The 20,593-nt window shown below is 43.7% G+C and carries 16 protein-coding genes, 3 pseudogenes and 1 riboswitch; of the genes and pseudogenes, 7 read left to right on the plus strand and 12 right to left on the minus strand.

What is annotated here, in order from left to right; translation table 11 throughout:
• Positions 1–55 precede the first annotated feature (55 nt).
• A complete protein-coding gene (locus ACED28_RS18905; protein ID WP_371710454.1) occupies positions 56–709 on the plus strand; it encodes a cupin domain-containing protein in 654 nt (217 codons plus the stop codon).
• 77 nt (positions 710–786) lie between these two features.
• Here ACED28_RS18905 and ACED28_RS18910 read toward each other — a convergent pair whose 3' ends face one another.
• Positions 787–1,425 carry an NAD(P)-dependent oxidoreductase gene (locus ACED28_RS18910; protein ID WP_371710455.1) on the minus strand — a complete coding sequence of 213 codons (639 nt, stop codon included), beginning with the start codon at positions 1,423–1,425 and terminating at the stop codon, positions 787–789.
• 162 nt (positions 1,426–1,587) lie between these two features.
• Here ACED28_RS18910 and ACED28_RS18915 point away from each other — a divergent pair, with 162 nt between their 5' ends.
• A complete protein-coding gene (locus ACED28_RS18915; RefSeq protein WP_371710456.1) occupies positions 1,588–2,484 on the plus strand; it encodes a LysR family transcriptional regulator in 897 nt (298 codons plus the stop codon).
• A gap of 128 nt (positions 2,485–2,612) precedes the next feature.
• On the opposite strand, the gene ACED28_RS18920 is transcribed toward ACED28_RS18915, so the two are convergent.
• The 6 genes from ACED28_RS18920 to ribB form a co-directional block, all read right to left on the minus strand.
• Positions 2,613–3,476: a hypothetical protein gene (locus ACED28_RS18920; RefSeq protein WP_371710457.1), complete on the minus strand. Its 864-nt coding sequence runs from the start codon at positions 3,474–3,476 to the stop codon at positions 2,613–2,615.
• Between the two features lie 402 nt (positions 3,477–3,878).
• A complete protein-coding gene (locus ACED28_RS18925; RefSeq protein ID WP_371710458.1) occupies positions 3,879–5,339 on the minus strand; it encodes an ABC transporter ATP-binding protein in 1,461 nt (486 codons plus the stop codon).
• On the minus strand, positions 5,336–6,214 hold the full coding sequence (locus ACED28_RS18930; protein ID WP_371710459.1) for an ABC transporter permease: 879 nt from the start codon (positions 6,212–6,214) through the stop codon (positions 5,336–5,338). Before ACED28_RS18930 ends, ACED28_RS18925 begins: the two co-directional genes overlap by 4 nt.
• Positions 6,211–7,224: an ABC transporter permease gene (locus ACED28_RS18935; protein ID WP_371710460.1), complete on the minus strand. Its 1,014-nt coding sequence runs from the start codon at positions 7,222–7,224 to the stop codon at positions 6,211–6,213. Before ACED28_RS18935 ends, ACED28_RS18930 begins: the two co-directional genes overlap by 4 nt.
• Positions 7,217–8,752, minus strand: a complete 1,536-nt coding sequence (locus ACED28_RS18940; RefSeq protein WP_371710461.1) for an ABC transporter substrate-binding protein — start codon at positions 8,750–8,752, stop codon at positions 7,217–7,219. Before ACED28_RS18940 ends, ACED28_RS18935 begins: the two co-directional genes overlap by 8 nt.
• 340 nt (positions 8,753–9,092) lie before the next feature.
• Entirely contained in the window at positions 9,093–9,749 is a 657-nt protein-coding gene (ribB, locus tag ACED28_RS18945) for a 3,4-dihydroxy-2-butanone-4-phosphate synthase (protein WP_004733029.1), read from the minus strand.
• Positions 9,750–10,097: 348 nt separating this feature from the next.
• A riboswitch (FMN riboswitch) is annotated at positions 10,098–10,248 on the minus strand.
• A gap of 383 nt (positions 10,249–10,631) precedes the next feature.
• On the opposite strand from ribB, the gene ACED28_RS18950 reads away from it, so the two are divergent.
• Entirely contained in the window at positions 10,632–11,378 is a 747-nt protein-coding gene (locus ACED28_RS18950) for a phosphatase PAP2 family protein (RefSeq protein ID WP_371710462.1), read from the plus strand.
• A 178-nt stretch (positions 11,379–11,556) separates the two neighbouring features.
• On the opposite strand, the gene ACED28_RS18955 is transcribed toward ACED28_RS18950, so the two are convergent.
• The 3 genes from ACED28_RS18955 to ACED28_RS18965 form a co-directional block, all read right to left on the minus strand.
• Positions 11,557–13,461 carry a methyl-accepting chemotaxis protein gene (locus ACED28_RS18955; protein ID WP_371710463.1) on the minus strand — a complete coding sequence of 635 codons (1,905 nt, stop codon included), beginning with the start codon at positions 13,459–13,461 and terminating at the stop codon, positions 11,557–11,559.
• 390 nt (positions 13,462–13,851) lie between these two features.
• Positions 13,852–14,577, minus strand: a complete 726-nt coding sequence (locus ACED28_RS18960; protein ID WP_009846277.1) for a sulfite exporter TauE/SafE family protein — start codon at positions 14,575–14,577, stop codon at positions 13,852–13,854.
• A 224-nt stretch (positions 14,578–14,801) separates the two neighbouring features.
• On the minus strand, positions 14,802–16,007 hold the full coding sequence (locus ACED28_RS18965) for an MFS transporter (protein ID WP_371710464.1): 1,206 nt from the start codon (positions 16,005–16,007) through the stop codon (positions 14,802–14,804).
• A 29-nt stretch (positions 16,008–16,036) separates the two neighbouring features.
• Between ACED28_RS18965 and ACED28_RS18970 the strand changes: the two genes are divergently transcribed.
• Together ACED28_RS18970 and ACED28_RS18975 are read left to right on the plus strand one after the other, a co-directional pair.
• Complete coding sequence (locus ACED28_RS18970) at positions 16,037–16,186, plus strand: hypothetical protein (protein ID WP_371710465.1); 150 nt, start codon at positions 16,037–16,039, stop codon at positions 16,184–16,186.
• A gap of 460 nt (positions 16,187–16,646) precedes the next feature.
• Entirely contained in the window at positions 16,647–17,261 is a 615-nt protein-coding gene (locus ACED28_RS18975; protein WP_017065874.1) for a YitT family protein, read from the plus strand.
• Positions 17,262–17,369: 108 nt separating this feature from the next.
• On the opposite strand, the pseudogene sigZ reads toward ACED28_RS18975, so the two are convergent.
• Together sigZ and ACED28_RS18985 are read right to left on the minus strand one after the other, a co-directional pair.
• Positions 17,370–17,984: pseudogene (sigZ, locus tag ACED28_RS18980) on the minus strand (RNA polymerase sigma factor SigZ).
• Positions 17,968–18,264, minus strand: coding sequence for an ArsR/SmtB family transcription factor (locus ACED28_RS18985; protein ID WP_371710466.1), 297 nt, complete (start codon positions 18,262–18,264; stop codon positions 17,968–17,970). The pseudogene sigZ and the gene ACED28_RS18985 overlap by 17 nt, the downstream one beginning before the upstream one ends.
• 233 nt (positions 18,265–18,497) lie before the next feature.
• Between ACED28_RS18985 and ACED28_RS18990 the strand changes: the two are divergent.
• Positions 18,498–19,127, plus strand: a pseudogene (locus ACED28_RS18990) (permease); the annotation flags it as partial.
• A 90-nt stretch (positions 19,128–19,217) separates the two neighbouring features.
• Positions 19,218–20,525: pseudogene (locus ACED28_RS18995) on the plus strand (IS4 family transposase).
• The last annotated feature ends 68 nt before the right edge of the window (positions 20,526–20,593 follow it).

Raw genomic sequence — 20,593 nt, forward strand, 5'->3', positions numbered from 1 at the left:
AAACGAGCAAGACAACAATAATAATTAAAACGATAACAAGAGTAAGGTCGCCATTATGTTCAACATGGACTTTTCAAAGAGACTGGTTATTGAAACCGAATCATTAGATTGGATTGCAAGCCCTGCCAAAGGGGTGTGGCGTAAGCCGCTTGAAAGAGAAGAGAAAGAATCGGGTCACACGACCAGTGTTGTGAAGTACGAACCGGAATCTTCGTTTTCTGAGCACCCGCATCCGCAAGGCGAAGAGATATTCGTATTAGAGGGTGTGTTCTCAGATGAAACTGGAGACTTCCCAGCGGGCACTTATATCCGTAATCCCCCGGGCAGTGCGCATTCTCCATCAAGCAAAGATGGCTGCACGATCTTGGTGAAGCTTAATCAGTTTGATGCGAGAGACTTAACTCAAGTTCGTATCAATACCCTAGAAACGGAATGGCTTCCGGGCATCGGTGGCTTACAAGTGATGCCGCTACATGTTTTTGAGCACGAAAATGTGGCCTTGGTGAAATGGCCCGTTGGTGAGCGCTTTCAGCCACACCGTCATTTTGGTGGTGAAGAGATCTTTGTGTTGTCAGGCACTTTTAAAGATGAACATGGCGTGTATCCAAAACACACTTGGATGCGTAGCCCTCATATGAGCGAGCATTTCCCTTATGTGGAAGAAGAGACGGTTATCCTAGTGAAAACGGGTCACTTGCCATTGGATTAAAGGAATGCTCAATATAAAGATGAGAAAGCCGCATTGTTGTGAACAAGCGGCTTTTTTAGTTTTTATATATGAATTGACTAGTAAGCGACACCAATACGTTGACGTGGGAACTTGCCAGCTTCGAGCTCATCAATCATCGCAATCGCGTAGTCGCTGACTGAAATTTTGCTGTTGCCATCTTCGTCGGTGAGCAGCTGATCACCACCTGTGCGGTAGGTTGATAGCTTATCGCCCGGGAAAATTTCTGCTGCAGGGCTAACAAACGTCCAGTTAACCTCGCTGTTCGATTGCTTGAACACTTCAAGAGCTTCACCCTGTGCTAGTGCTTCGTTTTTGTAATCTGCTGGGAAGTCAGGAACGGTCACTAACGGTACGTTTGGCGCCACTTCTAATGAACCTGCACCGCCAACCCAAAGCAGGCGCTCGATACCAATGCTTGGCAGTGTCTCAAGCAGCTTAGTCGCTGTGCTTTTTACGATGTCGTGATTACCCAAAGCACGTCCGCCAATCGAAGTGATTACTGCATCAACGCCGGATAGTGCGGTTGCAAGGCTTGCTGCTTCATCTTGTAAATCAAATGAACGAACCTCAACATTGTTTATTTCTACACGGCTTGCATCTCTTACGACTGCAACCACGTTGTGACCACGAGATTGAGCTTCTTGAGCAATGTGACTACCAATCCAACCAGATGCGCCTAATACTGCAATTTTCATAATGTCTCTCCAATTATCTAATTTATTGAGTCTGTTTCTCGACAGCCATTGCAGTCTAATAGCTCACTAAGTTGCGATAAATATCGTAAAATGATGTAGATTGTATCTATATAGTGATCTAATAAGATTGGATTAGCTGTTAAATAGCTTAAGGAGTGTGTGATGGATAGGTTGACGGCGATGCGTAGCTTTGTTGAAGTCGCAAATTGTGCCAGCTTCACTCAAGCAGCTGAGCATTTAGATATGAGCCGATTACAGGTTTCACGTCATGTTCAAGAGATCGAAGGGTGGTTAAAGCAGAGGTTATTGCACAGAACGACTCGTAAGGTGAGTTTGACCGCGGCAGGAGAGATTGCCTTACAGCGCTGCGAGAAAATACTCCATGAAACGGCGGAGTTAGAAGTGACCGCGCTTAATCAAACCGATGCTCTTTCCGGAACTATTCGCATAGCTGCTCCTATTGGTTTGACTCAGCACATGTTGTTGGATGTGGTTGAACAATTCACAGAGCGTCACCCTAATATAACGGTCGAGTTGTTTGCCTCAGACCGTTTTGCGCAGCTGGTGGATGAGAGAATAGATATTGCCCTTCGCTATACTGACCAACCTGACGATAGTTTGATTGCTCGAAAGCTCATGGAAATTGATTCAGTGGTGTGTGCCTCTCAAGTCTACCTAGACAAGCACGGAGAACCTGAAACGGTCGAAGCACTTCGACAGCATAACTGCTTTCGCCATTTGAGTGTTTCTAAGTGGGATTTCGTTAAGGATAACCAGCACTATTCGGTTGAGGTGTCTGGCACTATCAAGGCTAACGATGTTGGGGTATTAACTCGCGCCGCACAGCATGGAAAAGGGATTGTTCGCTTACCTTGTGATTTAGCCAATCCACTGATTGCGAATGGTAAATTGAAACGAATATTGGATGACTTTGTTTCACCGAGTAGTGTGCTTTGGGCGGTGTATCTGTCTCGTAGTTACCAGCTTCCTATAGTTCGTCAGTTTATTGATTTTGCCGCGGAAGTTTGGTCTAGCGATATTAAGTCTGGTGATGTTTGAGGTTATATATCTTAAGTACACAAGGCATAAACACATAAACACATAAATACAAAAATCCGATATCAAAGGTGATATCGGATTTGAACTCAATCATTCAGAGTTCCACACGCTCTCCTCTCACGAAGTCTTTACACGTATCTGTGTACCGATAATCGGGTGTTTATCGCCTTATCGTTGATGTCAGGTAAAGGCTGATACAAGTTTCTAGTAATGTCGGATAATACTTGGTCGTAAACTTGCGATACCACAGTAGATATATCACTGGTTAATTCGTACATGCTATCTGCTGGTTGGGTCGCTTCAGTACTTGATGCGATCTCGGTAAGTGCATGCATCGCACGTGTACAAATGGGTGACCCACTGCTGATAGGGCAGATAATCGATAATTGGTTGAGTTTGCGGTGTGTCTGAGATGCGTAGAATTTGAATCTCGCATACTCCTCAGGCTTCTCCATATCCGCCTTTTCTATCCCAGGGATGGCCATTCTCAACTTGGTAAGGATCTCCATACAATCTAAGATCTGTTGCCAGTTCATGTGGTACTCACGGCTCATGTCTTCTCGTTCTGATTGAATCAGCCAGATGATCATCACTTCATCCATCAAGAACATGCTGTGACGAATCGTTTTTCCATGAATCGATTGATTACGTACTAAGCTACGGTTTTGCCAGTCATTGTGCATAGCGATGAGTTTGAGGTGATAAATGCGATACATCGGACGGCTGTCAAACGACACATGAGATTGAAGCAGTTCAGATACCTCAAGTATGTTGTCGTAAATCTGATTCACTTTTCGAATTGAGTCGCTCGTCAATTGATACGCCAGAGCATAATGCGTTGCCGCGCGATGTTTGCGTGATAGCAACAATAACTGTCTGAGTAGAACTAAGGTTTCAAACCGGTGTGATAGCGCTGTTTGTCTCTTCTTTGAGAAATGAAACAGCGCTGCAAGTACTAATAGGGATAAACCCACTGAAATAACGACCAACATATTCAACTCCTAATATCTGAATACCTACTTAGTGGTAGTTCACGATTTGTGCCAAAATTGATAAACATTATATTTCAACGACTTATATTTTAAGCCCGCTTGTGGATGACCAATACTGGTGCATCACCTCACCATTCGAGTGAGTGCGATAGAAGAGGTTAGAGGTTTTTATAGTTTCTAGACTTTGCTATGGCTGAAGCATAAATAGCTACAATCTGGCTAACCTCTTATGCAAGGTTAGTCAGATTGGGTTACACAGAGATGTACATTCAGTGAGTAGATAGTGAAGGTATGACTAAAGATTTACGGCGAATGTACCACTGAGAAGACAGATAACCGCGAAGCTCGTTTAGGTCGATAGCCCAATAAGTCGATCGATCCAGAAATCAATAGCTAGATAAATCAATAGCGCGATAAGTCGATCACTTTATTGCATAGCTTACTCAAAGCCAGTTGATCATGGCTGATCAAAATTAGGCCGCAGTTAGCTTCTTTCGATACTTCAACAATCAGCTTTAGCGTTTGGGCTGCTGTGATGGGGTCTAATCGTGATGAGGGTTCATCTGCAATTAACAGTTTTGGGCTCATCAGTAGCGCTCGTAAAATCGCAAACCTCTGCAATTCTCCTCCGGATACTTGGCTTGATGGACGTTCAAGCAAAGCAGAGTTAAGGCTCAATCTATCTAGAAGTACGGGTATCTTGGAGCGATTTAGCTTGTGAAGCGCACACAAGTCATCAAGCAACGTTTTTAGTGTTGTGTGAGGGGAGTGCGCACTGGGTGGATCTTGGTAAAGCTTAAGGCGTTGTCCTTTTTCGATTTTTTGAACCCAGTCGATATTGCCGGAAAAGTCGTGATGCAACCCTAGTAAAGTATCGGCGAGAGAAGATTTTCCGCATCCGCTGTCACCATAAACTCCCAGTATTTCACCGTGTGATAATGAGAACGTCAGATCTGAAAAGAGTGTTCTTTGATCGCGGTAAATAGCTAAACCTTCAACTTCAAGAAGTAGCTTCTGCCCGCTTTGTATACCAACCTCTGAGGGAGCAGCGTGACTATTTGATTCATTTGAAGGTTGCGAGGAAGCTGGCTGCTCAAGAGACCAATACTCAGGTTGCGCTTGTATTAGCGCTTTTGTGTAGGCCGCTTGTGGCTGATCTAAAATGGCTTTAGCGTCTCCCCTTTCAACAATTGCCCCTTCTTTCATGACAATGATGTCACCACCTAACATTTTAGCCAGTTTAATGTCGTGAGTGATGGTGAGCAGGCCACCGGGTTTGCCATTTTCAAGTTGTTGGCAGTGAGAAAGGAGAAGTTGCCCAACGTGATCACGTCGGCTTTCGTCTAAGCCTTTTGTGGGTTCATCGGCAATTAACAGTTTGCCTCCAGCTTGTGTCGCACATAAGTACGCAGCACGTTGCGCCATTCCGCCCGAGAGTTCAAATGGGTGTTTATCTCCATCTTTGCCCAGATCCATTTGTTGAAGTGCATGATGGGTGAGTGTGTCACTCTGGGAACGACCTTCGTTTAAAACCAGCTTATGAACTTCGCTTATCTGCGATCCTATAGTCCGAAGCGGATTGAGTGCTAACCAAGGTTCTTGAGGTAGCAAAGCTATTTCTTTGCCCCAAAACCGTTCTCGATTTAAAGGGTTAAGCTCATCAAACAAAGTAATGTCGCCCTCTGGTTTTAAGGCATCAGGTAATGTGCCGGCGATAGCTGCCGCGATTAGGCTTTTCCCCGCGCCTGTTTCTCCCAAAATGGTGAGCGGACGCTGAGGATATAAATCTAAACTTAAGCTCTGGACTAAGGTTTGAGTATCAGTTTGAATCGACAGGTTTTCAATTTTTAACATTGCGTTCATGCTGCTACTCCTTTATCCGTTTGTTTGACTAGTTGGGTTTTTTCTTGTTTAGCTCCCGGTTCTTTATGCGCATGGTTTTTTGAGAATTGCGTGTGACGTTTTCCTTGAGCTAATAAATGAAAGCTTAATACCAGAAGAAAAACGGTCAGTACCGGTTGAATCAAAACCCAAGGGGCTTGGTGGTAGTAACGGAACAGTTCAACCATCATTAAGCCGAGCTCAGCTTCTGGCGGCTTGAGCCCAACATGTAGAAAGCCTAAAGACGCGAGTGCCAGTATTGAATTACCCGTACCAAAACAGAACAGGGTGAATAAATCATTTCGGCAATCTGGCCACAAGTGACGCTTGAATATATACCAGTGGTTGAACCCATAAAGCCGAGAGGCTTCTACTGCAGGTGACTGAATGAGTGACAACGTTCGGTTGCGTGACACGCGGAAAAAATCCACCCACAGCATGAGCGATATGGCGATATATAGAATGAGGAATGATCCCGGAACCATAGCCGCAAAAAGTAAAACAAGAATTAAGCCGGGCATGGCGAGTATCATGTTCACGTTGAATGAAAAGATTTTATCCCACCATCCTTGCTTCCAGCCGGCTATTACTCCCATTGACGTCCCTAACAACGCTGCGGTGGTAATACTGATTAATGCCATGGAAAGTGAGGTGGTAATGGCGTGGCTTAATCTCGCTAAATTACTGCGTCCAAAATGGTCTCTGCCTAAAGGTTCTTCGACAGAAGGCGTTGTGAATGCAAGGTCTAAATTTTGCTTGGCAATATCACCTTGATAGACAGTCCGTTCTAGCATGACTAGGCATAATAAAGCGGCTAAGATAATCAGACCTAACCATTGCGGTTTTGTTAAATTCATACGATCTTAACCTTCTTTTTTTCGGGTTCTGCTTGTTGTTTATTAGGTGCAAATTTTGAAAATAAAGCAGAGGGTTTATTCGCGCGTTGCCTTGGATCTAATTGGTAGTTAACAAGATCGACTAAGGTATTAATGACCACAAACAAAAGTCCCATCAGCAGAGCAGAACCTTGAATCATTGGAATATCTCGACGGAAAATCGCATGCGCCAATGCATGCCCAATACCTGGCCAGGAGAACAATGACTCGATCATAATGATCCCTTCAATTAACCCGGTTGCTTGAACACCAACAAAAGTAATAACAGGTAAAGCGATGTGTTTATGAGCGTGATGCTGAAAAGCTTGCGCCTCACTGAGTCCTTTTAAACGAGCGAATAAAAAGTGCGGTGCTGTGATGGCATCGTGAGTGGCGTTTCTTATAAGACGACTAGACATTGCAGCCAGCGATAGTGCCAAGGCGAGGGCGGGCAGAACGATAAACTCGACTCGACCAAAGCCTGCCACAGGAAGCCAATTCAGCTGTAACGAAAATATAATCACCAAGGCCAAACCTACGAGAAATACAGGCTGAGCTCTTAAGATGATGGAACCTAATAGCGAGAAGTTGTCTGCAAAAGAGTCGGTCCGTTTTCCACAATAAATACCGATTGGGATGGCAATGAGAAGAGAAATGACGGTCGCGACGACTGCCAATAAAATGGAGTGCCCGAGCTGGTGGCTGATTTCATCAATGACGGGGGTACTACTAATCAATGATGTTCCCAAATCAAAATGGAGAAGATCCCACAACCATTCGAGGTATAACTGCAAGCCAGAGCGATCAAGCCCTAACTCTTGGTAAACCGCTTGTGCCGCATCTGCATCCACATAATCGTACCCATAACGACCCGCTGCAATTCGAAAAGCAAAGTCGCCGGGTAACAAGCGCATTAAAATGAAAGTGAGTGTTCCGATACTCCAAGCCACAAAGCCGGCTTGGAGTACTCTTCGGATTAAGATATTAATCATTAATCGTCATCTCTGAGATACGATAGTTGATTTCAAATGGGTCAAATGAGAAGTGGTTAACACGTTCATTCACCGCGACTAATTGAGTGTAGAAAGTCACAGGAATCAGCGGCATTTCTTCCGCTAATATGGATGAAGCTTCTTGAGTCATTAGATTATATTGTTCTTGGTTTGGTTCAACCGATAGACGTTGAAGTAAGCTGCTGAACTCATCAGAAGACCAGTTCATTGGTCCCCAGTCACTGCCTTTATGGCTAGCAAAGTCGCGCATTAGTAAGGCTAGGGGATCCGCCGTAGTGCCAAAATTACGCGCCACGAGCGCCATTTCTAAGGTGCCGTCTTTGTGCTTTGATGGAATTGCACTTGAGTTATCGATAGAAACATTCACTTGAATGCCGACTTCTTTAAGCTGAGCTTGAATCGCGGTAGCTACGATAGGCAGTTCTGGTCTATCTGAGTAGGTAGTTAAAGTAATATCGAATGGTTTGCCTTCTCGCGAAAGGAGACCTTCCTCATTTTCCTGCCAACCTTGCCCTGCGAGTAATGTTTTCGCTTGGTCGATATTGCGCTGAGTTTGCTCAAGGTTATTGATGTGCCATGCGCCAAGAGAAGGGGCAAACAGTTGATAGGCTTCAGAGCCTGGAACGCGGACGATTTGTTTTGAAATACCCGTTCGGTCCAAAGCTAAACTGATAGCTTGACGCACATCTGAATGATTCAAAAGTGGGTGTTCATTATTCAACTTAATTAGGATCGTTCTTGGGATTGACTCCATCACTAATTCAACATTTCTTGCTGACTCAAGTAGGTCGATACTGGCTGGATCGAGTGTGTAAACCAGATCGGCTTGACCGGTTTGTGCTAACAAAGCACGGCTTTCAGAGCGATGACCTGCAAGGTAGTGAACATGTTCAATCGAGGCTTTTGTGCCCCAGTAGTCAGCATTTTTGACAACATGCGCTTTATGAGGAGCTTGTAACTCTTGGATTTTATAAGGACCTGTACCACTCAGTTGTGCCACATTTCCTTGTTGATCAAACGAACTTGGTGCTGCAATCGCTGCCGTGTAATGCGCTAACACGGCTAGTAATGGTCGATAAGGTTGAGATAGTTCTATCACTAGAAGGTTGTTTGAAGCTGATATCTCTTTGATAGGTACACGCTTTAATACGCCAGGTTTTTTTAAAGCGTGAGAAAGAGAAGTTTGAACAGCTTGCACGGTAAGCGGTGAACCATCGTGGAAAACAACGTCTGGGCGCAATGTGAATTCCCAGCGTAGATTGTTTGCGCTAGTTGTCCATTCTTTCGCTAATAAAGGGGTGACGTTGCCTGATTTATCGATAGCGGTAAGCGCTTCAACGACTTGTAACCGTGTAAATAAATAGCCGTTTTTAGACAAATCTTGGTCGGTAAATTCGAAGGGACCAGAAATGTTGAGCGTTGTTGGTTGTGTTTCTTTTGATGGTAAAAATATCCATATGAGTAGTGCACTGATGGAAAGTAGCGCCAGTGCGGCAAGCTTTTTCATGCTTTTGTCCTAGTTATGAGTAATTGTTTGCGATGTTATAACATAACGATTGCGTGTTGTTAATGATAATAGTTGCTAATTGGCTCGGTTTTTTATCGGACGTGAGTATGAAAAAAGCCCCACTGAAATCAGTGAGGCTCTAATTTTTGTATGCGGTTCTGATTCTAACAGGGTTTATTGGACGGTATCAGTCAGCTGTAAAAGCTGTTTGAGTGACAGTCACTATGCCCTGTTTAAAATAAGCTTGGCTCCATTGGTGAGCCTAGATCTGTTTAGGTCAATGCGCTTGAGTTAATATCGGGATACTAAGCACTAAGCACTAAGCATTAAATATTAAACATTAAGCCAGTTTTAGGTCGAACTCAGTGCGGTACATCACCATATCTTCAATGGTCAGTACAGGCATGTTGTGCATTTTACCGAAAGCAACGATCTCTGGCGCTTTTGCCATCGTGCCGTCTGGGTTGGTAACTTCACACAGTACACCTGCCGATTGAAGACCTGCCATTTGCATTAGATCCACAGTACCTTCTGTGTGACCGCGGCGAGCCAGTACACCACCTTTACGCGCACGTAATGGGAATACGTGGCCAGGGCGAGCTAGGTCAGTAGGTTTAGCCGTTGGGTTTGCAGCTGTCTTGATCGTTGTTACACGGTCAGCGGCAGAAACACCTGTTGTTACGCCGACTTTTGCTTCGATAGTAACGGTAAACGCAGTTTGGTTTGCGCTGTTGTTATCAACAACCATAGGTGGAAGTTCGAGTTGGTTTGCTTGCTCGTCTGTTAAGCATAAGCACACAATACCGCTGCATTCTCGGATCATAAGCGCCATTTGAGCATTCGTTAGGTGTTCTACTGAGTAGATGATGTCGCCTTCGTTCTCACGATCTTCATCGTCAAGTAGAAGCACGCCACGACCTTCGCGCAGAGCTTGCAGTGCGTTTTCAACGCGAGTGATTGGTTCGCCAAATTCGGCAAGTAGTGAAGACTGATTCATGGTTAAACTCCTAAAATATCACCAGAATCAGGGCTGTATGAGGGATCTCAACCGAGCACAACAAAGCCAACTCATTACAAGTCGACTTGTACCAATCGTAGTAAACAACTGGTCATTCTAGCTGGTTAAAACCCTTGATAACGGCGTTAAAATTTTTGACTGTAGAATAACTACTTATCGAAAAATTTTGCCTTGTTCTCAAGCGTTTTTCCTGCGCTATCTCTGATCATTTATTTACTGTGATTGGTATTAGCTCATTATGGTTTTATCCAAAACGAAATGCACCCGTCTAAGTTGGAGGCATCAACCTAATAAATAGGTACACCTTTCCAAGTTAAACGAGTGTGTTTTCATTCTCTCTCATCCGGACTATGACCGTCGGCTCTGGCATCTCACCAGATCTGCTGACCTCGACGAATCGAGCGCTCGCGGGCTTATCTTTAGATTTTGCTAAGGACATACCGCCGGTGGGGAATTTCGCCCCGCCCTGAGAATAAAAATTAATAATCTATTTTGCTTTGAAAGCAGACCAGATGGTAATCCTTTCAATAGTGGATTTAAAGGACTGACAGCAAAGTTTTTCAGATTCCGGCCTTATAGTCGGGTAAGTGTTCACTTTATCAGCAGAACGTGTCCGGCAGTCTTTAGTGGGATAAGACCTTTGAATCAGCTGGTTTGAGTGGTCTTTGTTGCTCTATGAACATAAGTGGATGTCGAACATTGTTGATACTGGCGTGGCTGTTCACCGAATCAATACTCAAGAGGTTCATCAATCGAACATTGTTAGACCATGACGGCTTAATGACCGTTTTGACATAAAATTGATATTGGCATTGCTAAGCTGCGCTAGCATCCATCCACTTTATCCAAAAGATCTTAGTCATGACATCTCCGTTCTCTAACAAATCCAAAGGCTTATTACTGCTCGTTTTAAGTTTGTCTTCTCTCGTACCGTTTTTGATCTTTGGATCTAATTTTGACCTTGGGGCTGCGGTTTCGCCTTTCCAAGGCGCCTTCATAACGTTTGTGACTTACTCGGCGGGTAATCAAGGATTCTTGGTAACGCTAGCTGTTTTGTCTTTGGTATTGCTCACGATGAAATTTTCCAAAGCTAAGCTCGTCAGCCTTTGTCTGCAGCTCGGCTTGTTGTTGGTTCTCAGCTTTGCAGCAAAAACTTTCTTAAAGCATTCTACAGAAAGCCCGCGTCCTTATTCTGAGTATTTGGTGACGCAAGAAGTCGTTGAAATGCCAGAGCTGTTTTACGAACTGCCATTGGTAGAAAAGAACGCAGCGATTGCATCTGTGCAAGACAAGGTGAGTGAGTGGCGAACACGTCATTGGCTAGGTGAGACTGACTATTCTTTCCCATCTGGGCACATGATTTTCGTTGGCGTGTGTCTGGCGTTCTTTGGCGGCTTGTTCCTAGAAGCGAAACGTTTTTACTTAGTCGGCGGTTTGCTAGTTTGGGCTGGTGGCGTTGCTTATAGTCGTGTTTGGCTTGGTATGCACCGCCCTGAAGACTTAGCTGCGTCTATTGCCTTTGCCGGTTTGATCTACCTATTGGTGCCACTGATTCCGACGCAAAGAATAGAACTTTTGTTACCGATGTTTCTAAGAGATCGCAAATGAGTAATAAACTTGCCTAGAAGAGCTCTGGTTGGGCTTTTGAAAGAGAGGAATAAAAAACCGCCTTCGGAGAAGGCGGCTATTTTAAACGATGACTGCTATTGAAAAACTATAGATGCTATTTGAAACTATAACCTCCATACACTACGGGTTTCATTCTAACTAACTGTTTTAGTAGAAATTAACGTAGTTTAAATATACCAACCATTGATGCCAGTCGTTCGTTTACTTGGGAGATATTGTTGGTTTGCACCAAAGCTTGATCTCCATTTTTGTTGAGTTCATTTACAATGTCACTCAGAGCCACCATGTTACGACTAATTTCCTGAGTGACGCTGCTTTGCTCTTCTGCGGCCGTTGCAATTTGAATACTTAGGTCATTGATCCCCGTTACTTGTGACGTTAGCTCATTTAAGCTGCTGCCCACTTTCTCGGTGTTATTAAAAGTTTCGTCACAAGTCCCTTTCGTCTTATTCATAGACTCTTCAACATTCTTGTTCACTGAAAGCAATCGAGTCAGCGCTTGTTCAATCTGTTGTGTACTCGCTTGTGTTCGACTCGCTAAGGCTCTCACTTCATCCGCTACTACTGCAAACCCACGACCTTGCTCGCCCGCTCGTGCTGCTTCAATCGCTGCATTTAACGCAAGAAGATTGGTCTGTTCAGCGATTTCACCAATCACTGTCAAAATATCACTGATTCCTTTAGTTTCTTGGCTCATGCTTTCTAGGTTCGATGATGTGTTCTCTATCTCAGAAACTAGTGCATTAACCTTCATTTGTGCATCACCGACAGCATTGAGTGATTGCTCCCCGATATCGGACGCGACTTTAGTTGATTGCGCCGTTTCACCTGCATTTTGGGCAACGGCGTCAGCTGTTGAACTCATTTCTTCAATGGCAGTGACAATTTGTTCAGTTTCTTGCACGTGCTGATTCAAAATGTGGTTATTTTCATCTGATTTATGTTCAAGTTGCTGCACATTTTCTTTCAGTTCAGACGATGCTGCGTCAATCTTTAGCATCAAGTCTTGTATATGCTCGATGAATTGGTTTACACCAGATGCGATTTGCCCTAAATCATCGTGTTTCTTTACTTCGAGTCTCTGAGTTAAATCACCATCACCATTTGATAGCCCTGTAATGGTTTCTTTCAACGCTAGGATGGGTTTGTAAAGAATATTGAGAATGAATAACGTGGCAACTACGCTGATCAATAGGTAGACAATCGTGATCATAATTGCTTGCTGCTGAGCGACTTCTAGCGCTGCGAATACGACGCTTTTGTCTAATCCAACAAGTAGGTACCACTCTTTGTCACCATAGCTAACCGCATGGCTGAACATCACTTTCTCAACGCTGTTGATACTATAATTAACGATTGTGCTTTCTGAATTTTGTGCTTTTTTTGCAACGTCTTTCAAAGAAGCGTAATCCGTTAATTTAGTGCCCACTTTAACCACACTGGATGTGCTAGCCAGCACCGTCATGTCATTGGTCATCATCATCGAAATAGCACCGTTGAGGTCGATTTCAGAGACAGTGTCACTTAGAACATCGAGTGGAATGTCTGCCAATACCACACCGTTACCAACATCTTTACCAATGCTCACCATTAAGGTACCTGTTGTGGAGTCTGTATATGGGTCTGTATATACAAGGCTTCCTGAACGCTTACCTTCTTTGTACCAAGCTTTACTGCGAGGGTCGTAGCTTGGTGGACTTTTGTGATTATCCCAGCCCGGGTAATCGAATGACGCATAAGCATCGCCATTGTCAAAACCTATCATTAAGTTCGCGACATCAGCACCTAATGAGCCCACGCGCATTCGCTCGGCGTGTCTATCTTGATAATTATGTTGACGATAATCAGCAGCTACTTTTGCTACTGCTTGTGTTTTTGCTTCTAGGTAAGTCTCAACCTTATTCCCTTCAATGCGAATACGGTCTTGTGTGCTCTGATAAATAGTGTCAGTGAGTGCTTCCTTCTTACTCTGATATGATAAATAGTTGGCTGAACCGACACTTATTGCGATTATTACTGATACTGCGACTAAAAGAACCTGCTTAAATCCAAGTTGTTTCATATGAATGTCCTTAATACTGAGCGTGCTCATCTGTCTGCCTAATGATTGTGCGAGTATATAGAGATATAGTGAATGCAACTACGCTCTCAATTGAACATTTAGTCTAATTTGAACAGTCTCAGCTCTGTATACAAAAAGCTCATGAAAAAATGGTTTATGCAGTAATGGTTCATTGATGCTGAATGAGAGGGAATCGTGACCGCCAGATAGAGATGTTTACGACAGTGTGGTACTGACTTTAAAGCTTAAATAAGGCGCCGCATTAGGGTATTTGAGCATAATGGATAACGTCACTAGTCAGTCATATGCGCTTGCTTATTGAGATGAGTGAGCTGTCATCAAAATAGTTACAAAACGTAAGCAACCTTCAGTACTTACGCTATCTCTATACTAACCAGCTAAGCCCTGCCAAATGGCAGTAAAGCCACTGATAGAACATAACAGTAAAGAACCAATTCGTATCTTCTCTTTAGGAATGCTTTGCGTGGTCATTAACGCCACTTTGTAACCCAACCAAGCAGCAGGCAGCAAAGGTATGGTGATGATCAAATGGTGCATAGTGAAGAAGCCAATTGGGATCTGAACAATCAACGAAATGATTGAACTAAACACGAAAAACGCAGAAAGGTTACCACGCAGCTGATTGGCATCTTGGTGTTGGAGTAGCAGTGCCATAGGTGGACCACCAATACCTGAACTGGTGCCAAAAAATCCTGAGAAGAATCCCGCGATGCCCATTTTGGCAGGCGTCGGCTCTAACCTAAATGGAAGCAAGCTGACAATCACGGCAAATACCACTAATAAACCTAACCAAAGTGACAACACGCTCGTTGAAACCATCACCAACAAGGCACCGCCTGCTAGTGAGCCTGGAATGCGTCCTAGTAATGCGATTTTTAATCCGCCAATAGAAATGTTTGCACGGTGTTTAAAGGCGTTGAATAACGAGATGAACAGGCCAACTAAACAGATAGGCGCAGGTACATAGTCGGGCGAGACTAAAAACAACAGTGGGGCAGCCACAATGGCCAAACCAAAGCCGATTGCAGTTTGCACAAATGAGCCTGCAAAAATGAGTGCCATTGCGATAAGAGCGGTCTGATCTAGGTATTCCATAAGCCTGCGGATTAGTTTTAAAGGAGCAAGTGAATACTATAAATTAAAATGAAAAGAATAGTCTTATTATTCAGTGAGGTTTATGCAAATATCGACCGTTTTAATTGGTGAAATAGTGACTAACAAAAAAACGAGTGAGTATATCAGGATGCTTCTTTTCAATACTCACTCGCTTTATTGGAACGACTTGTTGTTTACGCTAGTGGGGGAGTCAGCGTTAAACGCTAAGCCATTGCCAATTTCAGTCGCTCAATCGGCTTGTCATTGATAGGTAAATGGATAAGCGTTGCTGCAAATGCCAGTACCACCGTTGACCACCAAATTGGCTCGTAAGATCCGTAGTAATCGTAAATACGACCACCAACCCAAGCGCCTAAGAAGCTACCCACTTGGTGAGTAAAGAATACCAAGCCGTACAGCGTCGACAGGTAACGGGCACCAAAGATCTGACGAACTAAACCAGACGTTAGCGGAACCGTACCCAACCAACAGAAACCAATAGCCGCACCGAAGATTGCCGCGGTTGACTCAGTCACTGGCAAAGTTACAAACGCACCAATAACCACAGTACGCACTAAGTACAGTGCCGACATTACATGACGCTTGCTGAACTTATCGCCCATCACACCCCAGAAGTAAGATCCGAAGATGTTGAAGATACCCACATAAGCCAGTGCCATTGCTGCACTACTCGCAGGTAAGTTTTTGTCTGCTAAGTAACTTGGTAAGTGCGTTGCAATGAACATCACGTGGAAACCACACACGAAGAAGCCCGCGTGAATCAACCAATAACTTTTGTTCGAAAACGCTTCAGACAGCGCTTCTTTCAGTGTCTGGGTGTCTTCTACTTGTTTATTGGTTGCTGACTTCGGTGCTCGCATAAACAGTGCAAACGAGATCATCAAACAACAAAGCACGCCAAATACTTGCATCGCACTTTGCCAATCAAATTCGTTCAACATGTATTGCGCGCCCGGAATTACCGCGAACATACCAAATGAACCTGCTGCTGTGGTTAAACCAAATGCCTTCGCAGCGTGCTCTGCAGGTACAACTTTTGCCACAGCGCCTAATACAATCACATAGCTTGTTGCACTTAACCCAAGGCCAACCAATGCGCCTAGTGAAACGTAAAGCATGCTTGATTCGGTAGACATTGAGGTAAGAAGTAAACCCAAACCGTAAGCACATGCACCTGCAATAATGATGCGTCTTGCTCCCCATTTGTCAGCGGCCATGCCCACAAAAGGCTGGAACACACCGAACAGCAGGTTTTGTAGAGCAATGGCGAAGCTGAAAAATTCACGGCCGGTGCCAAAATGCTCTGAAATTGGCATCATGAAAATGCCGAATGATTGTCTGATCCCTAGACTGATAATAAGTGTGCCGATCCCAAGCCATACCAGTAAAGGAAAACGGAAAATGCTCATTCTAATACTCTTAAATTAATGGTGGTGATGTGAGTGGTCTTGCGCTGACATGTGTTGGTCAGTCATCTTATGGTGGTGTTCGTGCCCAGAATGCTCATGCGCTGACTGCTGGTGGCATCCACTGCTCACGGCATGCTGGGCCAAGAGATCAATCAATGGCTGACTGTGATGCACAATAACCAAACTAATGACAAGTAATAGCGTCATTCTGGCGAGTTGGGCAAAAAGAGATTGTGAAAACATAAGGTGTTTACATGCGCTCAATGTTGTAAGAAGTCGCGCATCATAATGACGAGTAGGGTATGTATCAAATGACCTTTTGTGATTTAGTCTATGCGTTTTATGCATAGATTTAAGCATCGCTGGAATTTGAATGAAACGTAGCTAATAAATAGGAAAACACGAAGCTCGCTGATTATGTGGTAGAAGTGGAGAATTTAGGATGGATATTTAATTTTTTAGATATAACTGCTTGCTTTAGTGAAGTATTTTAAAGCCTGTAAAAACTAGTATACAAATTAATCACTCAGTAACACTGCGCAATTACTCGACTTATCTGTTAAACATCGTAAATTTGTACTTCAATCGTTTCAACGGGACTGAAACGCGATGTTAAAAGATTCAGGGAGAGTCATTCACATGGATAAAGATCATAACCTTCGCGAAAACTTACTGGCACTGATCTTAGGTAGCGCGCTAGTGTCACTCGGCGTTATCTTTTTCAATCAAGTCGGTTTGCTCACCGGAGGCACGGCTGGTCTAGCGATCTTCATTACCAAAGTGACAGATTTGAGCTTTGGCCAAGTGTTCTTCGCACTTAACTTACCTTTCTATATTTTGTCGGTTGCTCGTATGGGCTGGCGCTTCACCATCAATACGTTTATCGCGGTTTCGATTGTTTCGTTCGCCGTGGATCACTTGTATCACGTGATTCAAATTGCCGAAATTCATGCATTGTATGCAGCTTTACTTGGTGGTGGCTTGATTGGTACCGGCATGTTGGTGATCTTCCGTCATAAAATGAGCTTAGGTGGCTTCAACATTCTGGCGCTGTTCTTACAAGAACGTTTTGGTATTCGAGCGGGTAAGGTTCAGATGGCACTAGATTGTACGATTGTTGTGCTTTCACTGTTTATCGTTGATGTGTCGCTGGTTCTGTTGTCTGTACTGGGCGCAATCGTCACCAACTTGATTTTGGCGATGAACCATAAACCGGGGCGCTATCAACCAGTTGTTAAAGCGGAAGCGGCGTAGTAAGTGGAAGCAGAGTAGTTAGGTTCACTTAATCAAAGTAATTTACAGATTATGAAAACAACAAAGCCAGCATCAATTGCTGGCTTTGTTCTATTTTAGGGATGGCTATTAGCACTTACTGCAATCGTTGTCTGGTTTGAGCTCGCAGTCAATCACATTGCCTTGCTGATCAAGTGACAGGTTACAGCACTCTTCAAACAAGTTCTTAAGATCCCCGCGGCTTTTCTGAACACGAGACTTAACGGTTGAGTAGCTGATGTTTTGAGCCTCTGCGATCTCTTTCTGGCTTTGGCCTTTGATGTCGACAGCAAGCAGTAATGATGAACTTTGTTCTGGTAACGCCTGAATAAAGGGTTCAATACATAATGAAAGCTTCTGCTTGAACTCAGAATTGTGGTCTAAATCGGTAAACCAAAGATCTTCAGCATCAATTTGGCTATCACGTTGTTATCGAGCGTGCTTACGGTAAAAGTCGATGATCGTGTGATTGGCTAATTGGAATAGCCACGACTTTACGCTGCTCGCATCTTGTACCTTATCTAAGTTCTGATAAGTCTTAATCAAGATATCTTGGAGCAAGTCGTCTACATCCGCAGAATTGTTGACCTTTGAATGCAGGAATGACTTTAATGCTTGCTGATACTCGGCCCAGACTTGCTCGAGCTTCAAAGGTGCCTTATTCAAAGTTGCCTTGTTCAAAGGTGCATTAGTTGAACTGTTCATTTACGCAACACTCGTCTTGTAAGAAATCAATCACACCTTCTAGGCATTCATACTCCGCCACGCAGAATAGAGTTCTTCCTTCTCGTCTTTGGCTGATTAGGCCCGCAGACGCCAAGCTGGATATGTGGTGAGACAAGGTGGAACCAGGGATACCTAGCTCTTCTTGTAGGCCGCCAACTGCAATGCCTTGGTAGCCAGCTTTAACGACACTCTTATAAATAGTTAGGCGAATAGGGTGTCCCAACTCTTTAAGTGCTTTCGCTACGACTTCTAAGTTCATATTAACTCCTCAAGATTTAATTTCGATATTAGTCGAAATGTGGTCTAAATACAAATGTAAAGACCGTAATTTATTAAGTCATTGAAAAATAAATCCTTTGAAAATTATTTCGATTTTTACCGAAATAAAGCTTGATCTGTTACGAGATATTTCTATAATTCGAGAATATTCGAAATTAAGGGTTGGTTACTTTTCTCATAGAGCCCGACCTTCAATCCAGTTTGGAGTTAATTATGAGCAATGAAATGTTAACAATGCTAAAAGACGCACTTGATATGTTCGCTTTCTTAGCAGTAGAGTTAATTATCCTTTTCTTAGCGATCAGCTACATTGTTGGGATTCTTCAAGAGTTCCTTACACCAGAAAAGATTCAATCTATCCTGAGCTCACGTAATGGTAAGGGGTATGTGGTTGCTGCACTATTGGGTGCAATTACACCTTTCTGTTCATGTTCGACCATTCCTTTCCTAAAAGGATTGCTGCGTGCACGAGCGGGTTTTGGACCAATGATGGTGTTCCTATTTGGTAGCCCACTATTAAACCCAGTGATCATTGGTTTGTTCGTGATTACGTTTGGTTGGCAAGTAGCTGTGTTTTACTTCTTAGTCGCAATGACAGTATCGGTAGTGGCAGGTTACGCACTTGAGAAGCTTGGCTTTGAGCGTTACGTAAAACCTGAAGCGTATGAATCGACAGGTTCTGCTTCAAACTGTGGCACTAGCTGTGGTGATTCTGCTCCTAAGAAAGCAGCGCCAGCGAAGGTAGAGTCTTCATGTGGTACAAGTGCATGTGGTGAACCTGCACCAGTAATGGCGAAAGAGACATCTTGCTGCGATTCTAAAAAAGAAGAGCCACAAGTAACTAATGCCGATCAGTTAAAGCCAAAGTGATCGGTTGAAGGATCCTTCCGAGCTGTCAAAATCCAAGTGTATTTAATGCACTTGGATTTTTTTATGGATGTTTCTCAAGCTCTAAACATAATTAATGATTGGAAACCTAGCAGCGTTGAGACTTTGTCTGACTTGCTTCCAATTGAACTCATTGACGAAGCCTATTCTCTTACTGATACTGTCACGATGAGAAAGAGGAAATTAACTTTAGAATCCATGGTGTGGCTGCTTGTTGGAATGGCTATCTACAACAGTAAATCCATGAAAGATTTAGTGAACCAACTTGATATTGTCGACCGTACAGGTAAAGCTTTTGTCGCACCGAGTGCGTTAACTCAACGTCGAAAGACGTTGGGTGAAGACGCAATTAAAGCGGTCTTTTAGCGAATGACTACGTCATGGTTAAAAAGTGCAAAGTTACCCCAGTGGAATGGATTAACGCTTCTTGGCGTCGATGGCGTTGTTTGGCGAACGCCCGATAACCCGCAAAATGAAAAGGCATTTTCTCGACAAAAAGGGACGCAATATCCGCAAGTGAGAATGGTCTGCCAAATGGAACTAAGCAGTCACATTATTACGGCCAGTGCATTTGATAATTACAATACAAACGAAATGATATTAGCTGAAAAACTGATAGAAACAACACCAAACCATAGCGTGACAATGTTCGATAAGGGGTTCTATTCTTTAGGCTTATTACATAAATGGCAAGACTCTGGCTCGGAGCGTCATTGGCTTATCCCCCTCAAGAAAAATACACAATATGACATTGTTCAATCTTTAGGGCGAAATGACAAACTGGTTCAATTACACAGTAACCCAAGGGCTAGAAAGCTATGGCCTGATTTACCAAAGTCGATAACCGCTCGACTTGTCACTCGTAAAATTAAAGGAAAAGACTACCAAGTATTAACCTCAATGACGGACTCCCTGCGTTACCCATCAAAAGATATTGCAGGCCTTTATGAACATCGTTGGGAAATTGAGCTAGGCTACCGAGAGCAAAAACAATACATGCTTGGAAATCGTCTCACGCTGCGAAGTCGTTTACCAGAACTGGTAAAGCAGGAGTTATGGGGCATCTTGCTTACTTACAATTTAATCCGATACCAGATGGTCGAGCTCTGCTTCAATTTAAAGGGAAATTACCTTCCTTATCAACTGAGTTTTAACGGCACATTAGCTCATGTATCTGCGTTACTTGTAGGCTTACCTTACTCAACACCAGGCGCAATACCTCGTCAGCTAAAAGGGTTCCACAACATGGCTGAAAGCTTAATACTTGAAGGGCGAAGGGAAAGGACATTCCCTAGAACAGTTAAACCCAGACCACAACGGTATGCTAAGAACAAAAATGCCGTTCACTCTTAAGTGAACGGCATTATGATCTGCTCCAGTCAGACTGGACACTTAGCTAAGCGACATTTCGCTTTTCAAAG

The organism is Vibrio sp. 1F253, from assembly GCF_041439295.1.
GTDB lineage: Bacteria > Pseudomonadota > Gammaproteobacteria > Enterobacterales > Vibrionaceae > Vibrio > Vibrio tasmaniensis_A.

Coding starts and splice junctions, on each gene's coding strand:
- ACED28_RS18975 (WP_017065874.1), top strand. CDS start 16,647: ATGGATAAAGATCATAACCTTCGCGAAAACTTACTGGCACTGATCTTA.
- ACED28_RS18935 (WP_371710460.1), bottom strand. CDS start 7,224: ATGATTAATATCTTAATCCGAAGAGTACTCCAAGCCGGCTTTGTGGCT.
- ACED28_RS18960 (WP_009846277.1), bottom strand. CDS start 14,577: ATGGAATACCTAGATCAGACCGCTCTTATCGCAATGGCACTCATTTTT.
- ACED28_RS18905 (WP_371710454.1), top strand. CDS start 56: ATGTTCAACATGGACTTTTCAAAGAGACTGGTTATTGAAACCGAATCA.
- ribB (WP_004733029.1), bottom strand. CDS start 9,749: ATGAATCAGTCTTCACTACTTGCCGAATTTGGCGAACCAATCACTCGC.
- ACED28_RS18965 (WP_371710464.1), bottom strand. CDS start 16,007: ATGAGCATTTTCCGTTTTCCTTTACTGGTATGGCTTGGGATCGGCACA.
- ACED28_RS18910 (WP_371710455.1), bottom strand. CDS start 1,425: ATGAAAATTGCAGTATTAGGCGCATCTGGTTGGATTGGTAGTCACATT.
- ACED28_RS18950 (WP_371710462.1), top strand. CDS start 10,632: ATGACATCTCCGTTCTCTAACAAATCCAAAGGCTTATTACTGCTCGTT.
- ACED28_RS18925 (WP_371710458.1), bottom strand. CDS start 5,339: ATGAACGCAATGTTAAAAATTGAAAACCTGTCGATTCAAACTGATACT.
- ACED28_RS18940 (WP_371710461.1), bottom strand. CDS start 8,752: ATGAAAAAGCTTGCCGCACTGGCGCTACTTTCCATCAGTGCACTACTC.
- ACED28_RS18920 (WP_371710457.1), bottom strand. CDS start 3,476: ATGTTGGTCGTTATTTCAGTGGGTTTATCCCTATTAGTACTTGCAGCG.
- ACED28_RS18955 (WP_371710463.1), bottom strand. CDS start 13,461: ATGAAACAACTTGGATTTAAGCAGGTTCTTTTAGTCGCAGTATCAGTA.
- ACED28_RS18930 (WP_371710459.1), bottom strand. CDS start 6,214: ATGAATTTAACAAAACCGCAATGGTTAGGTCTGATTATCTTAGCCGCT.
- ACED28_RS18915 (WP_371710456.1), top strand. CDS start 1,588: ATGGATAGGTTGACGGCGATGCGTAGCTTTGTTGAAGTCGCAAATTGT.
- ACED28_RS18985 (WP_371710466.1), bottom strand. CDS start 18,264: ATGAACTTAGAAGTCGTAGCGAAAGCACTTAAAGAGTTGGGACACCCT.